Annotated in this window: 19 protein-coding genes; 5 read left to right on the top strand and 14 right to left on the bottom strand. The window is 75.1% G+C overall.

Annotated elements, in window-relative coordinates; genetic code table 11:
* Positions 1 to 125: 125 nt before the first annotated feature.
* The gene (locus ACH9D2_RS12200) at positions 126 to 1,295 is read left to right on the top strand and encodes an S-(hydroxymethyl)mycothiol dehydrogenase (RefSeq protein WP_396363068.1); all 1,170 of its coding nucleotides are present in this window, start codon (positions 126 to 128) and stop codon (positions 1,293 to 1,295) included.
* Positions 1,292 to 1,972, top strand: a complete 681-nt coding sequence (locus ACH9D2_RS12195) for an MBL fold metallo-hydrolase (protein WP_396363066.1) — start codon at positions 1,292 to 1,294, stop codon at positions 1,970 to 1,972. The genes ACH9D2_RS12200 and ACH9D2_RS12195 overlap by 4 nt, the downstream gene beginning before the upstream one ends.
* Before the next feature lie 48 nt (positions 1,973 to 2,020).
* Here the strand turns inward: ACH9D2_RS12195 and ACH9D2_RS12190 are convergent, their stop codons facing one another.
* Together ACH9D2_RS12190 and ACH9D2_RS12185 are read right to left on the bottom strand one after the other, a co-directional pair.
* Positions 2,021 to 3,328, bottom strand: a complete 1,308-nt coding sequence (locus tag ACH9D2_RS12190; protein WP_396362229.1) for a hypothetical protein — start codon at positions 3,326 to 3,328, stop codon at positions 2,021 to 2,023.
* A 292-nt stretch (positions 3,329 to 3,620) separates the two neighbouring features.
* A complete protein-coding gene (locus ACH9D2_RS12185) occupies positions 3,621 to 4,550 on the bottom strand; it encodes an aquaporin (protein ID WP_396362228.1) in 930 nt (309 codons plus the stop codon).
* Between the two features lie 141 nt (positions 4,551 to 4,691).
* Between ACH9D2_RS12185 and ACH9D2_RS12180 the strand changes: the two genes are divergently transcribed.
* The gene (locus ACH9D2_RS12180; protein WP_396362227.1) at positions 4,692 to 5,816 is read left to right on the top strand and encodes an ADP-ribosylglycohydrolase family protein; all 1,125 of its coding nucleotides are present in this window, start codon (positions 4,692 to 4,694) and stop codon (positions 5,814 to 5,816) included.
* On the opposite strand, the gene ACH9D2_RS12175 is transcribed toward ACH9D2_RS12180, so the two are convergent.
* From ACH9D2_RS12175 to clpS, 8 genes are all read right to left on the bottom strand, one after another.
* Positions 5,785 to 6,432 (bottom strand): exonuclease domain-containing protein, encoded by a 648-nt coding sequence (locus ACH9D2_RS12175; protein WP_396362226.1) that lies wholly within the window; start codon positions 6,430 to 6,432, stop codon positions 5,785 to 5,787. The genes ACH9D2_RS12180 and ACH9D2_RS12175 overlap by 32 nt on opposite strands.
* 22 nt (positions 6,433 to 6,454) lie before the next feature.
* Positions 6,455 to 7,321 carry a phosphotransferase family protein gene (locus ACH9D2_RS12170; RefSeq protein WP_396362225.1) on the bottom strand — a complete coding sequence of 289 codons (867 nt, stop codon included), beginning with the start codon at positions 7,319 to 7,321 and terminating at the stop codon, positions 6,455 to 6,457.
* 27 nt (positions 7,322 to 7,348) lie between these two features.
* Positions 7,349 to 7,993 carry an RdgB/HAM1 family non-canonical purine NTP pyrophosphatase gene (gene rdgB / locus ACH9D2_RS12165; RefSeq protein ID WP_396362224.1) on the bottom strand — a complete coding sequence of 215 codons (645 nt, stop codon included), beginning with the start codon at positions 7,991 to 7,993 and terminating at the stop codon, positions 7,349 to 7,351.
* Positions 7,986 to 8,771, bottom strand: a complete 786-nt coding sequence (gene rph / locus ACH9D2_RS12160) for a ribonuclease PH (RefSeq protein ID WP_396362223.1) — start codon at positions 8,769 to 8,771, stop codon at positions 7,986 to 7,988. The genes rdgB and rph overlap by 8 nt, the downstream gene beginning before the upstream one ends.
* Before the next feature lie 56 nt (positions 8,772 to 8,827).
* Positions 8,828 to 9,655 (bottom strand): MBL fold metallo-hydrolase, encoded by an 828-nt coding sequence (locus ACH9D2_RS12155; RefSeq protein ID WP_396362222.1) that lies wholly within the window; start codon positions 9,653 to 9,655, stop codon positions 8,828 to 8,830.
* 60 nt (positions 9,656 to 9,715) lie between these two features.
* Positions 9,716 to 10,651 (bottom strand): glutamate racemase, encoded by a 936-nt coding sequence (gene murI, locus ACH9D2_RS12150; RefSeq protein ID WP_396362221.1) that lies wholly within the window; start codon positions 10,649 to 10,651, stop codon positions 9,716 to 9,718.
* Between the two features lie 115 nt (positions 10,652 to 10,766).
* Positions 10,767 to 11,327 carry a DUF2017 domain-containing protein gene (locus ACH9D2_RS12145; RefSeq protein WP_396362220.1) on the bottom strand — a complete coding sequence of 187 codons (561 nt, stop codon included), beginning with the start codon at positions 11,325 to 11,327 and terminating at the stop codon, positions 10,767 to 10,769.
* Positions 11,327 to 11,665 carry an ATP-dependent Clp protease adapter ClpS gene (clpS, locus tag ACH9D2_RS12140; protein ID WP_396362219.1) on the bottom strand — a complete coding sequence of 113 codons (339 nt, stop codon included), beginning with the start codon at positions 11,663 to 11,665 and terminating at the stop codon, positions 11,327 to 11,329. The genes ACH9D2_RS12145 and clpS overlap by 1 nt, the downstream gene beginning before the upstream one ends.
* 56 nt (positions 11,666 to 11,721) lie before the next feature.
* Between clpS and ACH9D2_RS12135 the strand changes: the two genes are divergently transcribed.
* On the top strand, positions 11,722 to 13,071 hold the full coding sequence (locus ACH9D2_RS12135; RefSeq protein ID WP_396362218.1) for a nicotinate phosphoribosyltransferase: 1,350 nt from the start codon (positions 11,722 to 11,724) through the stop codon (positions 13,069 to 13,071).
* A gap of 76 nt (positions 13,072 to 13,147) precedes the next feature.
* Positions 13,148 to 13,759 carry an isochorismatase family protein gene (locus ACH9D2_RS12130; protein ID WP_396362217.1) on the top strand — a complete coding sequence of 204 codons (612 nt, stop codon included), beginning with the start codon at positions 13,148 to 13,150 and terminating at the stop codon, positions 13,757 to 13,759.
* Positions 13,760 to 13,815: 56 nt separating this feature from the next.
* On the opposite strand, the gene ACH9D2_RS12125 is transcribed toward ACH9D2_RS12130, so the two are convergent.
* The 4 genes from ACH9D2_RS12125 to ACH9D2_RS12110 all read right to left on the bottom strand — a co-directional run.
* Complete coding sequence (locus tag ACH9D2_RS12125; protein WP_396362216.1) at positions 13,816 to 15,615, bottom strand: DEAD/DEAH box helicase family protein; 1,800 nt, start codon at positions 15,613 to 15,615, stop codon at positions 13,816 to 13,818.
* 121 nt (positions 15,616 to 15,736) lie between these two features.
* Positions 15,737 to 16,072, bottom strand: a complete 336-nt coding sequence (locus ACH9D2_RS12120) for a DUF3039 domain-containing protein (RefSeq protein ID WP_157571420.1) — start codon at positions 16,070 to 16,072, stop codon at positions 15,737 to 15,739.
* Between the two features lie 63 nt (positions 16,073 to 16,135).
* Entirely contained in the window at positions 16,136 to 17,791 is a 1,656-nt protein-coding gene (locus ACH9D2_RS12115) for a hypothetical protein (RefSeq protein WP_396362215.1), read from the bottom strand.
* A partial coding sequence (locus ACH9D2_RS12110; RefSeq protein WP_396362214.1) for an ATP-binding cassette domain-containing protein occupies positions 17,773 to 18,586 on the bottom strand: 814 nt, incomplete at its 5' end. The genes ACH9D2_RS12110 and ACH9D2_RS12115, both read right to left, overlap by 19 nt.

The raw sequence follows: 18,586 nt of genomic DNA, 5'->3' as shown, positions 1-18,586 counted from the left end.
GGCCGCTCCGGCCGCGGCTCTCCTTCCCGAACACGGGAATCCCGGTCTCGGGACTCCCCTCGCACGACTTCTGCGATCGAGCACCGTTCCCGGTGCCGACGACGACGACGAAAGGCAGTTCCAGCATGCACAAGGTCAAGGGCGTGGTGTCCAAGGGCAAGAACCAGCCGGTCAGCGTGGAGACCATCCTGGTCCCGGACCCGGGTCCGGGGGAGGCACTGGTGGACGTGCTCACCTGCGGGGTGTGCCAGACCGACCACCACTACGTCGAGGGCGGGGTCGGTGACGACTTCCCGTTCCTGCTCGGCCACGAGTCCTCGGGCGTGGTGTCGGCGATCGGTGAGGGCGTGACCGAGATCGCCGTGGGCGACCACGTGATCCTGAACTGGCGGGCGGTGTGCGGCGAGTGCCGGGCCTGCCGCAAGGGCGAGCCCTGGTACTGCTTCGCCACCCACAACGCCACCCAGAAGATGACGCTCGAGGACGGCACCCCGCTGTCCCCGGCCCTGGGCATCGGCTCGTTCGCGGAGAAGACCCTGGTGGCCGCCGGTCAGTGCACCAAGATCGAGGCCGACCTCGAACCGCACCAGTACGCGGCCGTCGGGCTGCTCGGCTGCGGCGTGATGGCCGGGATCGGCGCGGTGCTCAACACCGGTGCCGTGAAGCGCGGGGAGTCCGTGGCCGTCATCGGCTGCGGCGGGGTCGGGGCGGCTGCGATCGCCGGGGCCGCCCTGGCCGGGGCGACCACGATCGTCGCCGTGGACCTCGACGACGAGAAGCTGGCCACCGCCCGGAAGTTCGGGGCCACCCACACCGTGAACTCGCGGCAGCAGGACCCCGTCGCAGCGATCCGCGAGCTCACCGGCGGGTTCGGCGCCGACCTGGTGATCGACGCGGTGGGCATCGCGCCCACCTTCAAGCAGGCGTTCGAGGCCCGCGACCTGGCCGGCCGGATGGTCCTGGTCGGGGTGCCCGCCCCGGGCACCACGTGGGAGATCCCGCTGGACGAGGTGTTCGGCCGCGGCGGGTCCATCAGGTCCGCCTGGTACGGCGACACCCTCCCGTCCCGGGACTTCCCGATGCTGGTGGACCAGTACCGGCTGGGCCGTCTGGACCTGGACGGCTTCGTCACCGAGCGCATCGGCCTGGGCGACGTGGAGGAGGCCTTCGCGAAAATGAAGGCCGGCACGGTCCTGCGCTCCGTGGTGGAGATCGCCCCGGCTCCGGGCGCGGCGGCAGGCGCCGCCGCGCAGTCGGAGGCCGGCGTGGCCGCACCGGCCGGAGCAGCCCGATGACCGCGCGGCAGGCCGCGGAGCAGCGCACGGACGCCTCGGGCCGGGTCCGGGTCCAGCACCTGGTGACCGCAGGGACGTTCTCCCTGGACGGAGGCACCTGGGACGTCGAGAACAACGTGTGGATCGTGGGCGACGACGAGCAGTGCCTGGTCATCGACCCGGCCCACGACCCCCGGAAGGTCGTGGACGCCGTGGGCGGCCGGGCGGTGGCGGCCATCCTGCTCACCCACGGCCACGACGACCACATCCGCTCCGTGGTGGATGTCGCCGAGGAGCTGCGGGCTCCGGTGTACCTCCACCCGGACGACACCATGCTGTGGGAGCAGGTGCATCCGGCCCGTCGCTTCGACCGCATCATCCGCGACGGCGACGTCTACACGGTGGCCGGGGTGCGCCTGACCGTGCTGCACACCCCGGGCCACTCGCCCGGTTCCGTGTGCTTCTGGGCACCGGACCTGGGCGAGGGCGGGGTGCTGTTCTCCGGGGACACCCTCTTCCAGGGCGGTCCCGGCGCCACCGGCCGCTCGTACTCGGACTTCCCCACGATCGTCGACTCCATCCGCGAGCGGCTGCTCACCCTGCCGGAGTCCACGGAGGTGCTCACCGGCCACGGGGACACCACCACGATCGGCACGGAGGCACCCCACCTGCAGGAGTGGATCGACCGCGGCCACTGAGCCCCTCCGCCCGCCGGGCCCCCTGGCCCGGCGGGCGCCCTGCGGGGCTCAGAGGTCACGGGGGTCGGTGCGCCGCCAGCGGTGCACGAAGGCCAGCGCGGTGGCCAGCAGGGCGGCCGCGGAGATGACGGGCACGAGCGCGGCGCTCCGGTAGCCCCAGGACTCCCCCCACCACCCGGACAGGGCGAGACCCCCGGTCAGCCCCACGCTCATCATGGCGGTCATGACCGTGGTCAGGGCCGTGACCCGGGAGCTCGGCGCCACGAGCCGCGCGATCTCGTACACCGCCACCAGGCACGGGCCGGTGGTCAGCCCGGCCAGCGCCAGCACGACCACCATCCCCACGGAGTCGTCGGGGATCGTCAGGAGCATCGCGGCGAGCACCGCCGCGGCGGCCGCCGCCACCCAGCGGTTCCACAGCCGGAGCTCCTCGGTGCGGGCGGACGCGGCCACCGCCGCCAGGGCCGAGGTGAGCCCGGAGACCGCGTACAGCCAGCTGACCGAGATCACCGCGTCCACGGCGGTCGCGAAGACGACGACCGCGCCGAGGGTCGATCCCACCAGGGCACCCAGCGCGCCCATGCCCAGCACGGGGAGCAACCGGAGCCGGCGCACCCTGCGCCGGCGCCGGCGGACCGCCCGGGTCGGCGCGGCCCCTGCGGGCGGCAGGAAGCCGATCAGGCCCCGTGGCAGGCGGGCGGAGCAGTGCAGCAGGAACACGGTGGTGCCCACGAGCGTGAGCGTGGCCGCGAGCACCAGCACGGCGACCGGACCGAGGGTCACGGCCACGAGGCCGGTCACCGCGGCGGCCAGGACGGTGCCCAGGGAGTCCATGACGCTCTCGTGGCGCAGCGCGGTGTCGAAGAGGTCCTGCCGGGAGTCCCGGGACAGCAGGGACCACCAGCGCAGCCGGCACGCGACGCCCATCTGCGGCAGCACGAGACCGGCGAGCAGGCACGGGAGCAGCAGCTGGGCCGGGGCGGCCTCGCTGTCGGCGGCGAGGTCCGGCAGCCGGCGCACGAGCCACCACACCGCGAGCGGATTGACGAGGGTGAGCAGCACCAGTCCCAGCTGGCGCCGGCGCCACGAGGCGGCCGCGCCCATGGCGAGTCCGCACAGGGCCGAGCCGAGCGTCACGGCGGCGGCGCAGTACGCGCCGAGGGCCGGGGACCCGGAGATCAGCGCCACCGTGGTCAGCACGCCGAGCGGGACCATGGTCTGGGGCAGGCGCACCAGCAGGGTCAGCACGGGGTACAGGGCGCCGCTGACGGCGGCGAGCTCCCGGGAGTCGGCCAGGGGTGAGCGTGAGGCCGTGCTGAAGCCCCCGAGGGGTTCGGCGGCGCGCACACTGCTCACGAGATTCCTCCGCTTCCTGCCGACGGCGGCCGGGCAGGAACCAGACTAGCCCCGCCGCCCGGACGATGACGGAAAGCGTCGACCCCACCGGTGGACGGCGCCCGCGGATCCGGACGGGCTCCGGGGCCTCGGTCGCCGGGCCGGGGGGACGAGGCCGGTCCCCGTGCAGCACGGTTCGCCGCACCTCGGGGGAGCCCCGGCTCGGAGGCACCGGCCGAGGTGCCGGCCGGAGACGGAGCGCAACCGCACGGGGGGATCCCGCGGCCCTGCCGGACGCGGCCGGGCCGCGGGCTCACCGCTCCCGGTCCGGCGTGGCGGACCCGGCCGGCGCGGCCTCGGTCGCGGGAGCCGCCCCGGTCGCGGGAGCCGCCCCGGCGCCGCGGCGCGGGCGGGAGAGGTCCACCGAGCGGTGGACGAGACCGGCGACGAGTCCGCCCAGCAGCGGGGCGACCCAGAACAGCCACAGCTGGGCCAGGTGCGCGGACCCGGAGACCACGGCGGCGCCCGTCGAGCGGGCGGGGTTCAGCGATCCGCCGTCGAACGGCGCGGCGATCGTGAGCAGGAACGCGAGGGCCGCCCCGATGGCCACGGGGGCGAGCACCGCGTTGGCCCGCGGCGCGGTGGAGCCCAGGACCACGAGAGCGAACAGGGCGGTCGCCACGAACTCGACGAGCAGCACGGTGGTCCACCCGGCCTGGGAGGTGGAGTTCTCCCCGAAGCCGTTGGAGACCGCCCCCAGGACCTGCGCGGTGGTCGAGGAGTCGAGCAGCGTGACGAGCACCACCCACAGCACGCCCGCGGCGGCCAGCGCGCCGAGCACCTGGGCCACCACGTAGCCGACCGCGGACCTCGCGGGGGTGCGCCCGGCCACGACGGCGGCGAGCGTCACCGCGGGGTTGAAGTGCCCTCCGGAGACGTGCCCGAAGGCGACGATCGCGGCGACGAGGCCGAGGCCGAAGCCGAGCGCGGAGTCGATGACCTCGGTGGCGAACATGCCGGTGCCGAGACCGGCGAAGACCAGCAGCGCCGTGCCGGCGAACTCGGCGGCCCACTGGGCCGGCGCGGACACGGCGGCAGGCGCGCCGGCGGGCACGGACTCCTTCCGCGCGGCGACGGGCACGGGTGCCGCGAGGCCCTCCGTGCCGGGTGCGGCGGGCGTGCCGTCGTGGTCCGTGCCGTCGGCGCCGGGATGCGTGCTGGTGCCGGGTACGTGGTGGCTCATGGAGCTCTCCTCAGGGATCGGGGCGGCACGGTGGGGGTGCCGTGCCGGCGGGGCGCCGGGCGCCCGTGCCATGGAACCACGGCCGCCTGAAGGGCGGTTGAACCCGCCCGGGACGTGTCGGCCGCCGACTACACTGGCCGCATGCCCGCGCCCCTGCTCCTCCCCGACGCCGGCCTCGACCCCGCCTGGCCCGAGTACGCCGACTCCGTGCGCGCCGTCCTGCTGGGCGGAGCCCTCGGGGACGCGCTGGGCGCCGGCCGGCGCCCCCGTCCGGAGGCGACCGGCGCGAAGTCCCCCGCCGCTCCCGCGGACACCGGCGGTGCCGCCGCGGTGCTGCGGATCTCCGCCGGCACCCAGCTGACCCTCTACACCCTGGACGCCCTGCAGGAGGTGGTCGAGTGGGCCAACCAGGGCCACGCCGCCGACGAGACCGCGTGCCTGTGGCTGGCCTACCTGCGCTGGCTCCGCACCCAGGGCGAGCCCGACCCGGCCGGGGCACCACAGCCCCTGCCCCGCCGGATCGACGAGCACGAGGTCCTGCACGCCGTGCGGGAGCCCGACGCGACGGTGCTGGAGGCGCTCCGGTCCGGACGGATGGGCGAGGTCGAGCGTCCGGTGCTGCCGGACGCCGAGGGCGCCGGACCGGTGCTGCGCTCGTCCCCGTTCGGTCTCCTCCCCCACGTCGGCTGGCGCACGCTCGCTCCCCTGGCCATCAACGGTGCCGCGCTGACCCACGGGCACCCCGAGGCGCAGACCGCCGCGGCCGTCCACGGCTTCGTGGTCCACGCCGCCGTGCGGGCCCGCCGGGAGGGCCTGCCGCGGCCGGTCGCCGCGGCCGTGGCCGCGGCCCGCGGGACGGCCGGGAACCTCACGCGCCCGGTGGCCGAGACCCTCGCCCGGATCGACGACGCCGTGCGCGCCGCCGGCCGGGGGGACCTGGCCGCCGGGACGCTCCCGCGGCTGCTCGGCGCGGGGCGGACGGCCCCGGAGGTCCTGGCGCGCGGGCTCTGTGCGGCCCTGCGCGCGGAGGCCGAGTCCCCGGACGCCCGGGATCGGCGGGCCGTGTTCCGCCGTGCGGTGGAGCTGGGGACCGACCACGACGGCGAGCCGGCCGCCACCGGGGCGATCGCCGGCGGCGTCACGGGCGCGGCGCTCGGGACGGCCGCGCTGCCGCCGGAGGACAGCGCCCGGCTGGACGCCGGGGACACGGTGTCGGAGGCGGCGGAGCGCTGGCTCAGGGAAGTGGGGGCGCCGCCAGCCGCTTGACGCTCAGGCCCGCGCCGGCGAGCAGCTCCCGGACGCTGCCCGCACCGGCCCGGCGGACCAGGTCGACCATGATCCCCGCGCACGCCCGGGCGTCCTCGAGGGCGTCGTGGTGGCGGCGCAGCGGCACCCCGGCCGCCTCGGCCGCCCGGGGCAGCGCGTAGGACGGCAGGTCGTAGCCGCGCCGTGCCAGGGCCAGGCTGCACGCGTACGCCAGCGGGGCGTGCGGCGTCTCCGTCTCCGCGCACGCGGCCCGGATCACGCCCATGTCGAAGGCCGCGTTGTGCGCGACCACGAGCTCGTCCGGATCCTCCGCCAGGATCCAGTCCTCGATCCGCGGCCACAGCTCGGCGAAGCCCGGACGGCCGGCGACCGTCTGCTCGGTGATCCCGTGGATGCGCGTGTTGCCGGGGTCGAAGGCCGCGCGGGTGCGCGGCGGCCGCATGTACGCGGAGCGCTCGGCCACCACCCTGCCGCCACGGACCCGCACGAGGCCCACGGCGCACGGCGAGCCGAGGAAGCGGTTCGCGGTCTCGAAGTCGATGGCGGTGAAGGAGAGGGACGACGGGTCCGCGGCGGACCGGGCGGAGGTCGTGTCGGGGGAAGCGGAGAACGGCACCCGGACAGCCTACTGCGCCCGCTCAGGCGCAGACGCCGCGCAGGTTGGTCTCGATCCAGTCGTCGGCCCGCGCGATGGACTGGTTGACCTGGGCGGTGTCGAGGTCGTGGTGCAGCGCGTAGGCGACCGCCTGCAGCGGGAACGTGCGCGCGTGCAGCCGGGCGCGCTCGTAGACGGTCTCCGAGACGGCGGAGCGCAGGGTGTCCCAGCCGTACCAGAGGCCGAGGGACGCGGCGTCGTGCGCGGGGTCGGACAGGCAGGCGTGGTCCCAGTCGATGATGCCCGTGAGCTCGTCCCCGGCCCACAGCATGTTGTGCCCCATGAGGTCCCCGTGCACCAGGGTCGGCACCACGGTGGGCAGCGCCGCGAGCTCGGCGACGGCCCGCCGCGCGGCCTCCTGGTTGCGGGGCAGCAGCCGCGGGATGACCTCGTCGAGGAGCACGTGCCGGCGCCGGTGGCCGCCCCAGTGCTGGCCGGGACGGTCGAGGTACCTCGCGAAGCCCGTGGTGTCGACCTCGGCCAGCTCGGTCAGCACCCGGTGCAGCACGGCCGGGTCCCCGTGCCCGGGCGGGTGCGGGTCACCGGGGCACCAGGTCAGGCCCACCCCGGTGTAGCCGTGGGAGACCACCACGCCGGTGAGCGGCCGCGGGGTCTCGAACGAGAAGCGGGGCAGCCTCCGGAGCACCTCCGTGCGGCGCCGGACGTGCTCGCAGACCGTGGCGTTCTTGGCGATCCGCACGGAGATCACGTGCCCCACGTTCACCACCACGTGGGCGGACCCGCCGGCGTGCACCTCCCACTGGCTCGGGTCGGCGCTCATGCCGGCCTCGCGCAGGACGGCCTCGACGGCGCCGGCGAACGGCAGGTGGTGGAGCTGCGACCAGGGCATGGGCAACTTCCTCGGTTCGGACGTGGGTCAGTCGGGGACGGCGGCGCGGTCGAGGGCGGCCAGCAGGTGCGGGAGCAGGGCCCGCATCGCGCGTCCACGGTGGCTGATGGCGTTCTTCTCCTCGCGCGTGAGCTCGGCGCAGGACCGGTCGAGCCCGTCGGGGCGCAGCACGGGGTCGTAGCCGAAGCCGCCGTCCCCGGCCGGTTCGCGCAGCAGCGTCCCGCGCAGCTCACCGGTCTCGACGTGCTCCTCCCCCGCCGGGGTCACGAGGGCCGCGGCGCACACGAACTGCGCGCCGCGGTGGGTGTCGGGGACGTCGGAGAGCTGGTCGAGCAGCAGCCGCAGGTTCGCGGCGTCGTCGCCGTGCCGCCCGGACCACCGCGCCGAGAAGATCCCGGGCGCGCCGCCCAGGACGTCCACGGCCAGACCGGAGTCGTCGGCCACGGCGACCAGCCCGGTCGCGGCGGCCGCGGAGCGGGCCTTGAGCAGGGCGTTGGCCTCGAAGCTCGTGCCGTCCTCGACGACGTCCGGGGTGCCGGCCGTGCCGGCGTCCACCACGAGGCGCTCGACGTCCGCGCCGGGCAGCGCCGCCGCGAGCAGGTCCCGCAGCTCCGCGAGCTTGCCCGCGTTGCGGGTGGCCAGGACCACCCGTGCGCCGTCGTGCTCACCCATCGTCGCCCTCGCGCAGGGTCTCGACCTGGATCTGGGTGAGCTGGGCGCAGCCGGCCAGCGCGAGGTCGAGCAGGGCGTCGAGCTCGGCGCGGTCGAAGGGGGCGCCCTCGGCCGTGCCCTGCACCTCCACGAAGTCGCCGGACCCGGTGACCACCACGTTCATGTCCGTCTCGGCCCGGACGTCCTCGACGTAGGGGAGGTCCAGCATCGGCACGCCGTCGATGATGCCCACGGACACGGCGGCCACGGTGTCGGTGAGCGGCTGGGCGCGGCGGGCGACGAGCCCCTCGGCCCGCGCCCAGCCGATGGCCTCGGCGAGCGCCACGTAGGCGCCGGTGATGGCCGCGGTGCGGGTGCCGCCGTCGGCCTGGAGGACGTCGCAGTCGAGGACCACGGTGTTCTCCCCCAGGGCGGAGAGGTCGATGACCGAACGCAGGGAGCGGCCGATGAGCCGGGAGATCTCGTGGGTGCGCCCGCCGATCTTGCCCTTCACGGACTCGCGGGCGGAGCGGGTGGACGTGGCCCGCGGGAGCATCGCGTACTCGGCGGTCACCCAGCCGCGGCCCTCCCCCTTGAGCCAGCGCGGGACGCCCTCCGTGACGGACGCGGTGCACAGCACCCGGGTGCTGCCGAACTCGATGAGGGCGGAGCCCTCCGCCTGCTGGGACCAGCCGCGGGTGATGGTGATGGGCCGCAGCTCGTCGGGCGAACGGCCGTCCGACCGGGTCACCCCCGGGGTCGAGAGGGCCGGTGGGGTCTGGTCGACAGGGGCATCCATGTGCTCCACCTTACCCCTCGGTCCAGCGCTCCCGGCCCGGCCGCCGGCGGCAGGTCTCACGGTCCGACGGCGGCCGCGGGACGGCCGCTGCCGCTGCGGACGATCCGGTACGTGTAGGCGGGCTCGGCCACCCCGATGGGCCCCTCGAAGACCTCCTGCGCCTCCTCGACGGCCCGCGTCGGGGAGTTCCACACCGGCAGGTGCGTCAGCAGCAGCTGGCGCACCCCGGCGTCCCGGGCCGCCTCCGCGGCGCGCCGGCCGGTGAGGTGGATGCCGCGCAGCGCGTCGTCGCGGCCCTCGTGGTAGGCGGCCTCGCACAGGAAGACGTCGGCGCCCCGGGCGGCGCGCACGAGGCCGTCGCACGCGTCGGTGTCCCCCGAGTAGGTCAGGGTGCTGGGGCCCATGACCCCGTCGTAGTCGATGCGCAGGGCGTACGGCTCGGGCGTGGGGTGCTCCACCAGGAAGGGCGTGATCGCGAACGGCCCCACCCGCACGGGCTCCTCGGGGACCCAGGTGTGGAAGTCGAACTCCCCGTGCATCCCGGGCTCCGGGGGGAGACCGTGGGTGCTGCTGAGGTACTCGTGGAGGCCGGTGGGCGCCCACAGCGGGATCGGTGCGCCGCCCCAGCCCCGCGGGTCCCACTTGATCGCCACGTGCAGCCCGGCCAGGTCGATGCAGTGGTCGGGGTGCAGGTGGCTCACGAGCACGGCGTCGATGTCGTGCAGGTCGATGTGGCGCTGCAGCACCCCGAGGGCGCCGTTGCCCATGTCCAGCAGGATGCGCCAGATCCGCCCCTCGGCGTCCTCGCCGCTGACGAGGTAGCAGGAGGCCGGGGAGTTCGGCCCCGCGAAGGAGCCGGTGCATCCGACGATGGTGAGTTTCATGGAGCGTGTGCCTTCCAGGGAGGACCGGTGGGACCGCGGCCGCACCGGCCGCGGGACTGCTCAGGGAGCGGACGGGCCGGTGCCCCCGATCATCTCCGGGGTGATCCGCGCGAGCGAGCCCGTGGGGTACTGCTCCGCCACGGAGCTGGTGTGCCGCACGCGGGCGACCTCCGGCCCCAGGAACCGCCGGGCCAGGACCTCGAAGGACGCCGCGTCCCCGGTGGCGAGGAACTCGTGGTGGGCGGGCAGGCTCGGGTCCCGCTCGAGCCCGTGACCGACCAGCGCACGGTAGACGTCCTTGGCGGTCTCCTCCGCGCTGGAGACCAGGGTGACGGTGTCGCCCATGACGTAGGAGATCACGCCCGTGAGCAGGGGGTAGTGGGTGCAGCCCAGGACCAGGGTGTCCACGTCGGCGTCCCGCAGCGGGTCCAGGTAGGACTGCGCCGTGGCCAGGAGCGCGGGGCCCGTGGTGACTCCTGCCTCCACGTAGTCGACGAACGCCGGACAGGCCACCGAGTCGATCCGCAGGTGGGGGGCGGCGGCGAAGGTGTCGTCGTAGGCGCGGGAGCCGACCGTGGCCGCCGTGCCGATGACCCCGATCCGGCCGTTGCGGGTCGAGGCCACCGCTCGTCGCACCGCCGGCTGGATGACCTCCACCACGGGGATCCCGTAGACCCGGGTGTAGCGCTCCCTGGCGTCGCGCAGCACCGCGGCGGACGCCGTGTTGCAGGCGATGACGAGCAGCTTGACGCCGGAGTCCACGAGCTCGTCCATGATCCGCAGGGCGTGCGCCCGGACCTCGGCGATCGGCAGCGGGCCGTAGGGCCCGTGCGCGGTGTCGCCCACGTAGACGATCTCCTCGTGGGGCAGCTGGTCGATGATGGCGCGGGCCACGGTGAGGCCGCCCACCCCGGAGTCGAACACGCCGATGGGTGAACCGGGGTTGGGGCGCCGTGCGGTCCGGCCGCCGGCCCCGAAGACGTCGTCATCCTGCATATCGACAAGAGCGTAGTCCCGGGCGTGCCGCCGCCCCAAACCGTGCCGCGGGCGAGCCGCCGTGATGCGCGTCACCCCGCGCCCGGGCGGAAGCGCTCCGGGGCGTCGTGGCCGGTCAGTCCCGGGGCAGGTCGTGGAGCAGCGCCTCCATGAGGGTCTCCTGAAGCCACGAGACGAAGTTGTACAGAAGCGACATGTACGTCTCGACGTCCTCGATCGCGGACCAGTCGTCGTAGCGCCCCACGCGCTCGGCGTCCGCCTCGCTCCGGATCCCCAGGCGGTCCGCCAGCACCAGCCGCACGTCGTTGAGGGCCTGGCCGAAGGCCTGCGCCTGCCCGGGGTCCAGCCGCACGGGCTGGGCCTCCAGCGCCAGCGCGGCCTGCTGCAGCACGCCCCGCTTGGTCTCCCGCAGTCCCCGCTCCGTGTACCGGCGGAACTCTGCGGCGCGCTCGGGGTCCAGGCTGCCGTCGGGCAGGAGGCGCCGCAGCGCGGAGTCGTCGGGGACGGTGGCGTCCCCGGACACGCCGAGCATCCGCTCGAGCGAGTCCTCCGAGGCCGGCTGCTCGGGCGCGAGCGCCTGGGCGACGTCCGCGAACAGCTTCTGCAGCAGGTCCTTCTCGGCCTCCTCGAAACGGGCGGTGATCCCCCTGCGGGTGGACCGGAAGCCCTGGGCCATCAGTGGCCCCCCGCCTGCTCGAAGGTGGCCCACAGCCCGAAGCCGTGCATCGCCGCGGTGTGGGTCTCGGCCTCCTCGAGGGAACCGCTGGCCACCACGGAGCGCCCGTGGTGGTGGACCTCGAGCATCAGGGAGCGGGCCTTCTCCTCCGGGTAGCCGAAGTAGGAGCGGAACACGTACGTGACGTAGCTCATGAGATTGACGGGGTCGTCCCACACGACCACGTTCCACGGGGTCTCGGTCGCCGCGGCCACGGACGTCTCGCCGGTGGGCCGGGTGCCGGTCTCCGGGGTGGCGGTGGCCGCGGGGCGGGCGGCGGCGGAAGTAGCGCAGTGCATGGTCCGTCCATCGTAGCGAGTGCCGGACGCCGGGGGGCACCGGCGGCGTCGCTAGAGTGGTGCCCGTGAACCAGCGCAGCCACCGGTGGGCCCCGCCGCCCACGTCCCTGATGACCGACCACTACGAGCTGACCATGCTGCAGGCCGCCCTGCACGCCGGCACCGCGCAGCGGCGCAGCGTCTTCGAGGTCTTCGCCCGGCGGCTGCCGGCCGGCCGGCGCTACGGCGTGCTGGCGGGCACCGGGCGCCTCCTCGAGGGGCTCGACAGCTTCTGCTTCGGCGACGAGCAGCTGCGCTTCCTCGCGGACACCGGCGTGGTCAACCGCGCGACCCTGGACTACCTGGCGGACTTCCGCTTCACCGGGTCGATCTCCGGCTACGCCGAGGGCGAGGCGTACTTCCCGTCCTCGCCGCTGCTCGTGGTCGAGGCCACGTTCGCCGAGGCGTGCGTGCTCGAGACGTACTTCCTGTCGGTGCTCAACTACGACAGCGCCGTGGCCTCGGCCGCCTCCCGCATGGTGGGGGCCGCGGCGGGGCGCCCGTGCATCGAGATGGGCTCCCGGCGCGCCCACGAGGAGGCCGCGGTCGCGGCCGCGCGGGCGGCGGTCATCGGCGGCTTCGACTCCACCTCGAACCTCGAGGCCGGCCACCGCTGGGGGATCCGGACCGTCGGGACCGCCGCCCACTCCTTCACGCTGCTGCACGACTCGGAGGAGGATGCCTTCCGAGCCCAGCTGGAGTCCATGGGCCGGGACACCACCCTGCTCGTCGACACCTACGACGTCGAGGCCGCGGTCCGCAAGGCCGTGGAGCTGGCGGGCCCGGAGCTGGGCGGCGTGCGCCTGGACTCGGGCGACCTCGTGACCCAGGCCGCGTGGGTGCGGGAGCTCCTCGACGACCTCGGCAACCCGGACACCCGCATCACCGTCACCTCGGACCTGGACGAGTACGCGATCGCGTCCCTGAACGCCGCGCCCGTCGACGCGTTCGGCGTCGGCACCCGCGTGGTCACCGGCTCGGGCGCGCCGACGTCCTCGATGGTCTACAAGCTCGTGGCCCGCGAGGACTCCTCCGGCGAGCTGCGGCCCGTGGCGAAGGCCGCCAAGGGCAAGGTGTCCGTGGGCGGGCGCAAGCACGCCCTGCGGCGCCGGGACGAGAAGGGCACGGCCACCCACGAGGTGGTCGGGATCGGCCGGTTGCCCGACGACGACGGCGACGACCGGCCGCTGCTGGAGGACTTCGTCCGCGACGGCGAGCTGCTGGACGGGTGGACCGGCCCGGCCGGCGTCCGGCGGGCCCGGGAGCGGCACACGGCGTCCGTGGCGGAGCTGCCACGATCGGCCCGGCGGCTCAGCGAGGGCGACCCCGTCATCCCGACCGTGCTGGGGCCGGAGGCCCCGGTCTGACCGGGGCGTCCGGCGCACAGGATCCACCGAGCAGGACAGACCGGGCGAGACCCACCGCAACAGAGGGAGGAACACCATGAGGACCGCACTGATCGTCGTCGACGTGCAGAACGACTTCTGCGAGGGCGGGTCGCTGGCCGTCGCCGGAGGCGCGGCCGTGGCCGCCGCCGTGTCGGAGCACCTCGAGGACCACCACGGGGACTACGCGGCCGTCGCGGCCACCCAGGACTGGCACATCGACCCCGGGGCGCACTTCTCCGACGAACCGGACTACGTGGACTCCTGGCCCGTGCACTGTGTCGCCGAGTCCCGCGGGGCCCACTTCCACGCCGACCTGGACACGGACTGGATCCAGGCGTGGTTCCGCAAGGGCGAGCACGACGCCGCCTACTCCGGGTTCGAGGGGCTGCTCGCCCCGGACGCGGACGTGCCGATGGGCGACGACGAGGACGTCGACGACGAGCCGGACGTGAGCCTCGACGACTGGCTGCGGGAGCACGAGATCGAGGCCGTGGACATCGTGGGTCTCGCGACCGACCACTGCGTGCGCGCGACCGCTCTGGACGCCGTCGAGGCCGGCTACGACACCCGGGTGCTGGTGGACCTCACGGCCGGCGTGGCCGAGGAGAGCACGGCGCGCGCCCTGCGGGAGATGGCCGAGGCAGGGGTCGAGATCGTCCGGTCCTGACCCGCGCCCGGACGCGGCCCGCCCCCTGCCGGGCGGGCCGTGCCCCGGTGCGCGGCTCACTTGCGCCCGATGAACCAGTCCTGCAGCTTCTTGACGCGCGCCTGCAGCTGCACCTCGTTGGCCTGCGCCACCGCGGGGCCCCCGCACACGCGGCGCAGCTCGTTGTGGACCACGCCGTGCGGGGTGCCGGTGCGCGACGCCCAGGCCGAGACGTTCTTGGACAGGGTGGCGCGCAGCTCCTTCAGCCGCCGGTGGTCGGGCACCGCCGGCTCCGGGGCCCGGGCGGCGCCCGGGCGGCGGCGGGCGTGCTGGGACTGCCGCTCCCGCAGCAGCGCCGAGACCTGGTCGGCCTCGAGCAGGCCCGGGATGCCGAGGAAGTCCGCCTCCTCCTCCGAGCCCACCGCCACGCCGCCGCCGAAGGCGCCGCCGTCGAAGAGCACCCCGTGGAAGGACGCGTCCGAGCCGATGGCCTCGAAGCGGCCCTGGGCGAGGGCCGCCGACGCCTTCTCCTCGCGGTTGGCCTCCTCGAGCAGCTCGTCGTCCCAGCCCTCCTCGAGGGGGTCGGCGGGCAGGCCGGTCTCCTCCGCGGCGGGCCTGTCGAGGGCGTGGTCCCGCTCGGCCTCCATCTCGTTGGCGAGCTGCATCAGCGCCGGCACGGACGGCAGGAAGACGGAGGCCGTCTCCCCGCGCTTGCGGGCGCGCACGAAGCGGCCGACCGCCTGGGCGAAGAACAGCGGCGTGGACGTCGACGTCGCGTAGACCCCCACGGCGAGCCGGGGGACGTCGACACCCTCGGAGACCATGCGGACCGCCACCATCCACCGGCTGTCCCCCGCGGAGAACTCGTCGATCCGGTCCGAGGCGCCCTTGTCGTCGGAGAGGACCACGGTGGGGTTCTCCCCGGTGATCCGGCGCAGCTGCGCCGCGTAGGCCTTCGCGTCCTGGTGGTCGGTCGCGATGACCATCGCCCCGGCGTCGGGCACGGTGCGCCGCACCTCCGTGAGCCGCTGGTCCGCGGCCTGGAGCACCGACGGGATCCACTGCCCGTTCGGGTCGAGCGCGGTGCGCCACGCGTGGGCGGTGATGTCCTTCGTGAAGCCCTCGCCGAGCTCCGCGGCCATCTCCTCGCCCGCGCTGGTGCGCCAGCGCATCTGCCCCGAGTAGGCGAGAAAGATCACGGGCCGGACCACGTGGTCCTTGAGCGCGTCGCCGTAGCCGTAGGTGTAGTCGGAGCTCGAGCGGCGGATGCCGTCCCCATCCTCCACGTAGCGCACGAACGGGATCGGCGCGGTGTCCGAGCGGAAGGGGGTGCCGGTCAGGGCGAGCCGGCGGGCGGCGGGGTCGAAGGCCTCCTGCAGCCCGTCGCCCCACGTCAGGGAGTCGCCGGCGTGGTGGATCTCGTCCATGATCACCAGCGTCCGGCCCGCCTCGGTGCGGGCCCGGTGCAGGAGCGGCTTCATCGCCACCTGGGAGTAGGTCACCGCCGCGCCCAGGTAGTCCCGGCCGTGGGAGCCGTCCGCGTTCTTGAAGTTCGGGTCGATGGCCAGGCCCACGCGGGCCGCGGCGTCGGCCCACTGCCGCTTGAGGTGGTCCGTGGGCGTCACCACCGTGATCCGGTTGACGGTGCCGCGGTCGAAGAGCTCCTTGGCCACCCGCAGGGCGAAGGTCGTCTTGCCGGCCCCGGGGGTCGCGACGGCCATGTAGTCCCGGGGCTGCGTCTCGAAGTAGCGCTGCAGCGCCTCCGCCTGCCAGGCGCGCAGCTTGGGGGCGGTGCCCCACGCCGCGCGGTCCGGGTAGGCCGGGGGGAGGTCGGCGGCGGCTGAGCCGAACAAGGAGAGCTGGTCGTCCTGGGACACTCTGGCGACGTCCTTTCGCTCGTGGGCCCGCGGCCTCGTGGTCGCGGTGGCTGAGGGGGCGCGGCGGCGGGCCACGCAAAAGCGCCCGCCGGCGGCGGGCGCTCGCTCGACGGGGCGGTGCTCAGCCCTGGTCGTCACCCTGGTCGTTCGGGGGGCGCAGGCCGTCGTAGATCTCCTTGCAGGTGGGGCACACCGGGAACCGCTGGGGGTCGCGGCCGGGGACCCAGACCTTGCCGCACAGGGCGATCACGGGCTCGCCCGAGAGGGCGGACTCCATGATCTTCTCCTTGCGCACGTAGTGCGCGAAGCGCTCGTGGTCGCCCGGTTCCTGGAGCTCCCTGGTCTCCTCGCGCTCGATCGTGGACGTGCCCCCGGCCGGCTGCGCCGGGTCGGTGCCGTAGGGGCTGTCGTCCAGGCCGTTCGTCGGGGTGCCGGTGGTCGCCGCTGAGACATGCATGGACGCCAGTTTACCCCGATCACGCCGCCTCCGCGTGCCCCGGGGCCGCCCGCCCGGCCCGGCTCAGCGGAACTGGGCGACCTCCTGGAGCAGCTCGGGGGCCCGCCGGTCGTACCAGCGCCCGCCGAGGACGATCCCGCCCCAGCACAGCAGCGGTCCCAGCACCGACCCGGCGGCGAGCGCCGCCCAGCCCCACACGGGGTCACCGGTGAAGAGCTGCACGAGGAGGAGGACCGCGGCCGGCAGCATGAGCACGACGACGAGCCCCAGCGCCACGAACTGCACCAGGACGTTGAGGACGGTGAAGCCCTGCGGCGTCTTCAGCGGTGACGCCCCCGGCGGGGCCACGGGATAGGTGTACCGGGCGGACAGCACCGAGGACAGGCCCGCCCCGCCCAGCAGCGCCAGCACCGAGGTGCCCGCGATCCCGGGCAGCAGTTGCCACCGGCCCTCGACCGCGAACGGCAGCAGCAGTCCGAGCGCGGTGAGCGGCACGGCGATCACGAGCAGCGCGAGCACCCGGCCCGCGCGGTCGTGGACGCCCCGCACGCCGGAGAGGACGTGCAGGTGCAGGGCGGTGTTGTCGTAGGACACGTCGCCCGAGATCTGGTAGGCGAGCAGCGCCGCGATCATCGGCCCGAGGCCGTACAGGAAGACGCTCCCGCCCCCGGGGTCCCGGGAGAACCAGATGAGCACGGCGAGGGCGGGGATGACGAGCAGGCCTGCCGCGTAGCGGGGGTCCCTGACCCAGTAGACCAGGCACCGCGCCGCGACGGCCGCCCACGGACGCCGGGGCACGAGGTCGAACAGCCCCGCGCCGGCGGCGCCCTCGTGCCGGGCCGCGGTCCGCCGGCCGGCCGTGCTGGTCAGCGCCCGCTCCTGCGCGACCCGCCAGACGAGGACGAGGGCGGCGACCGTCAGGACCGTGACGGCCAGGCGGGCGGACGCGGAAGCCCAGCGACCCGCGGCGACGTCCGCCGGGACCGCCCAGACGGCTCCGGCCGGCGTCCACGCCAGCACGCCGGCGTACTGCGGCAGCCGGTCCCACAGCCGCTCCAGCCCGCTCAGCAGACCCGTGACGATCGGGCCGAGCAGCACCAGCGCCACGAGCGCGGCCAGCGAGACCAGCTCCGTGAGCCGGCGGCGGCGGCCGAGGCCGACGGCGAGGGCCGTGACGCACCGGGAACCGGCGACCACGAGGGCCAGCGCGAGCGGCACGCACAGGAGGGCCGCGACCAGCGCCGCCGCGGACGAGCGCCAGGAGCTCACCGTGGCGAGCAGCGCGACGGTGGTGAGCGCGCCCGGCACGCCGACGAGCGCGCCGAGCGCCTGGCCCCACTGGACCTGGCCCACGGAGAGGGGGAACACGGCGAGGCGGGCGGGGTCCAGCGTGGCGTCGGCGCGCGCCGCGAGGACGGGCAGCAGCCACCAGGCCAGCGTGGCCGCCGTCCCGGCCAGTACGAGCACGGTGCGCACCACGGACAGGTCCTGGCGGCCGAGGAGGAAGAGCGCGACCACGGCCAGGCCCAGCAGGAACAGGAAGTAGGCGGCGCCCAGCACCGTCCCCACGAGCACCCAGGTGCTGCGGGTCAGGGTGTTGACGAGGAGCCTCGCCTTCAGGCCCACGAGCCGCCCGGCCAGGGCGCTCGTGCCGGCCCCGGCGGGGTCGAGGCCTCCCGGGGCCGGGGCGAGGTCCCGGCTCACTCCGGGCGCAGCCACGAGAGCCCCTCCCCCGTCTCCCGGCGTCCGCCGACCAGCTCGACGAACCGGTCCTCGAGCGTGGCCCCGACCCGGACGTCGTCGACCGTCCCGGCCGCCAGCACCCGGCCGCGGTCCATCACGGCGACGTGGTCGCACATCCGCTGCACGAGGTCCATGACGTGGCTGGAGACCACCACGGTCCCGCCCGCGGACACGAAGCCGTGCAGGATCTCGCGGATGTTCGCGGCCGAGACGGGGTCGACCGACTCGAACGGCTCGTCGAGGACCAGCAGGCTCGGGGCGTGGATGAGGGCGCCGGCCAGCGCGATCTTCTTGGTCATGCCGGCGGAGTAGTCCTGGACCTGCGTCCCGGCGTCGGGGAGCAGGTCCATGACCCGCAGCAGGTCCTCCGTGCGCTCGGCCACGACCGTGCGGTCCATGCCGCGCAGCAGACCGGAGTAGGTGACGAGCTGACGTCCCGTGAGCCGGTCGAACAGGTGCAGCCCGTCCGGCAGCACCCCCATGAGCTGCTTGGCCCGCCGCGGCTCGGCCCAGACGTCGACACCGGCCACGCGGGCGGTGCCCGCCGTCGGGCGGAGGAGGCCGGTCGCCATGGACAGCATCGTCGTCTTGCCGGCGCCGTTGCGCCCCACGAGGCCGAAGAAGGAGCCGCGGGGGACGTCGAGGTCCACGCGGTCCACCGCGACCTTGGCCTCCGGGGTGCCGGGGCGGCCGAAGACCCGGACGAGGCCGCGCACGCTCAGGGCCGGCGGCGCGGACGCGTCCGGTGCGCCGGCCCGTCCCGGGACGGCC

The sequence above is a fragment of the Kocuria rhizosphaericola genome (genome assembly GCF_044462205.1).
Lineage (GTDB): Bacteria > Actinomycetota > Actinomycetes > Actinomycetales > Micrococcaceae > Kocuria > Kocuria rhizosphaericola.
Note: the sequence above shows the minus strand (reverse complement) of the source record. Positions and strands in the feature narration are given on the sequence as shown.

Excerpts from the sequence above, each read along its gene's own strand:
- ACH9D2_RS12155 (WP_396362222.1), bottom strand. The coding sequence starts at position 9,655 with ATGAAACTCACCATCGTCGGATGCACCGGCTCCTTCGCGGGGCCGAAC.
- clpS (WP_396362219.1), bottom strand. The coding sequence starts at position 11,665 with ATGCACTGCGCTACTTCCGCCGCCGCCCGCCCCGCGGCCACCGCCACC.
- ACH9D2_RS12185 (WP_396362228.1), bottom strand. The coding sequence starts at position 4,550 with ATGAGCCACCACGTACCCGGCACCAGCACGCATCCCGGCGCCGACGGC.
- murI (WP_396362221.1), bottom strand. The coding sequence starts at position 10,651 with ATGCAGGATGACGACGTCTTCGGGGCCGGCGGCCGGACCGCACGGCGC.
- ACH9D2_RS12200 (WP_396363068.1), top strand. The coding sequence starts at position 126 with ATGCACAAGGTCAAGGGCGTGGTGTCCAAGGGCAAGAACCAGCCGGTC.
- ACH9D2_RS12180 (WP_396362227.1), top strand. The coding sequence starts at position 4,692 with ATGCCCGCGCCCCTGCTCCTCCCCGACGCCGGCCTCGACCCCGCCTGG.
- rdgB (WP_396362224.1), bottom strand. The coding sequence starts at position 7,993 with ATGGGTGAGCACGACGGCGCACGGGTGGTCCTGGCCACCCGCAACGCG.
- ACH9D2_RS12130 (WP_396362217.1), top strand. The coding sequence starts at position 13,148 with ATGAGGACCGCACTGATCGTCGTCGACGTGCAGAACGACTTCTGCGAG.
- ACH9D2_RS12120 (WP_157571420.1), bottom strand. The coding sequence starts at position 16,072 with ATGCATGTCTCAGCGGCGACCACCGGCACCCCGACGAACGGCCTGGAC.
- ACH9D2_RS12195 (WP_396363066.1), top strand. The coding sequence starts at position 1,292 with ATGACCGCGCGGCAGGCCGCGGAGCAGCGCACGGACGCCTCGGGCCGG.
- ACH9D2_RS12145 (WP_396362220.1), bottom strand. The coding sequence starts at position 11,327 with ATGGCCCAGGGCTTCCGGTCCACCCGCAGGGGGATCACCGCCCGTTTC.
- ACH9D2_RS12170 (WP_396362225.1), bottom strand. The coding sequence starts at position 7,321 with ATGCCCTGGTCGCAGCTCCACCACCTGCCGTTCGCCGGCGCCGTCGAG.
- rph (WP_396362223.1), bottom strand. The coding sequence starts at position 8,771 with ATGGATGCCCCTGTCGACCAGACCCCACCGGCCCTCTCGACCCCGGGG.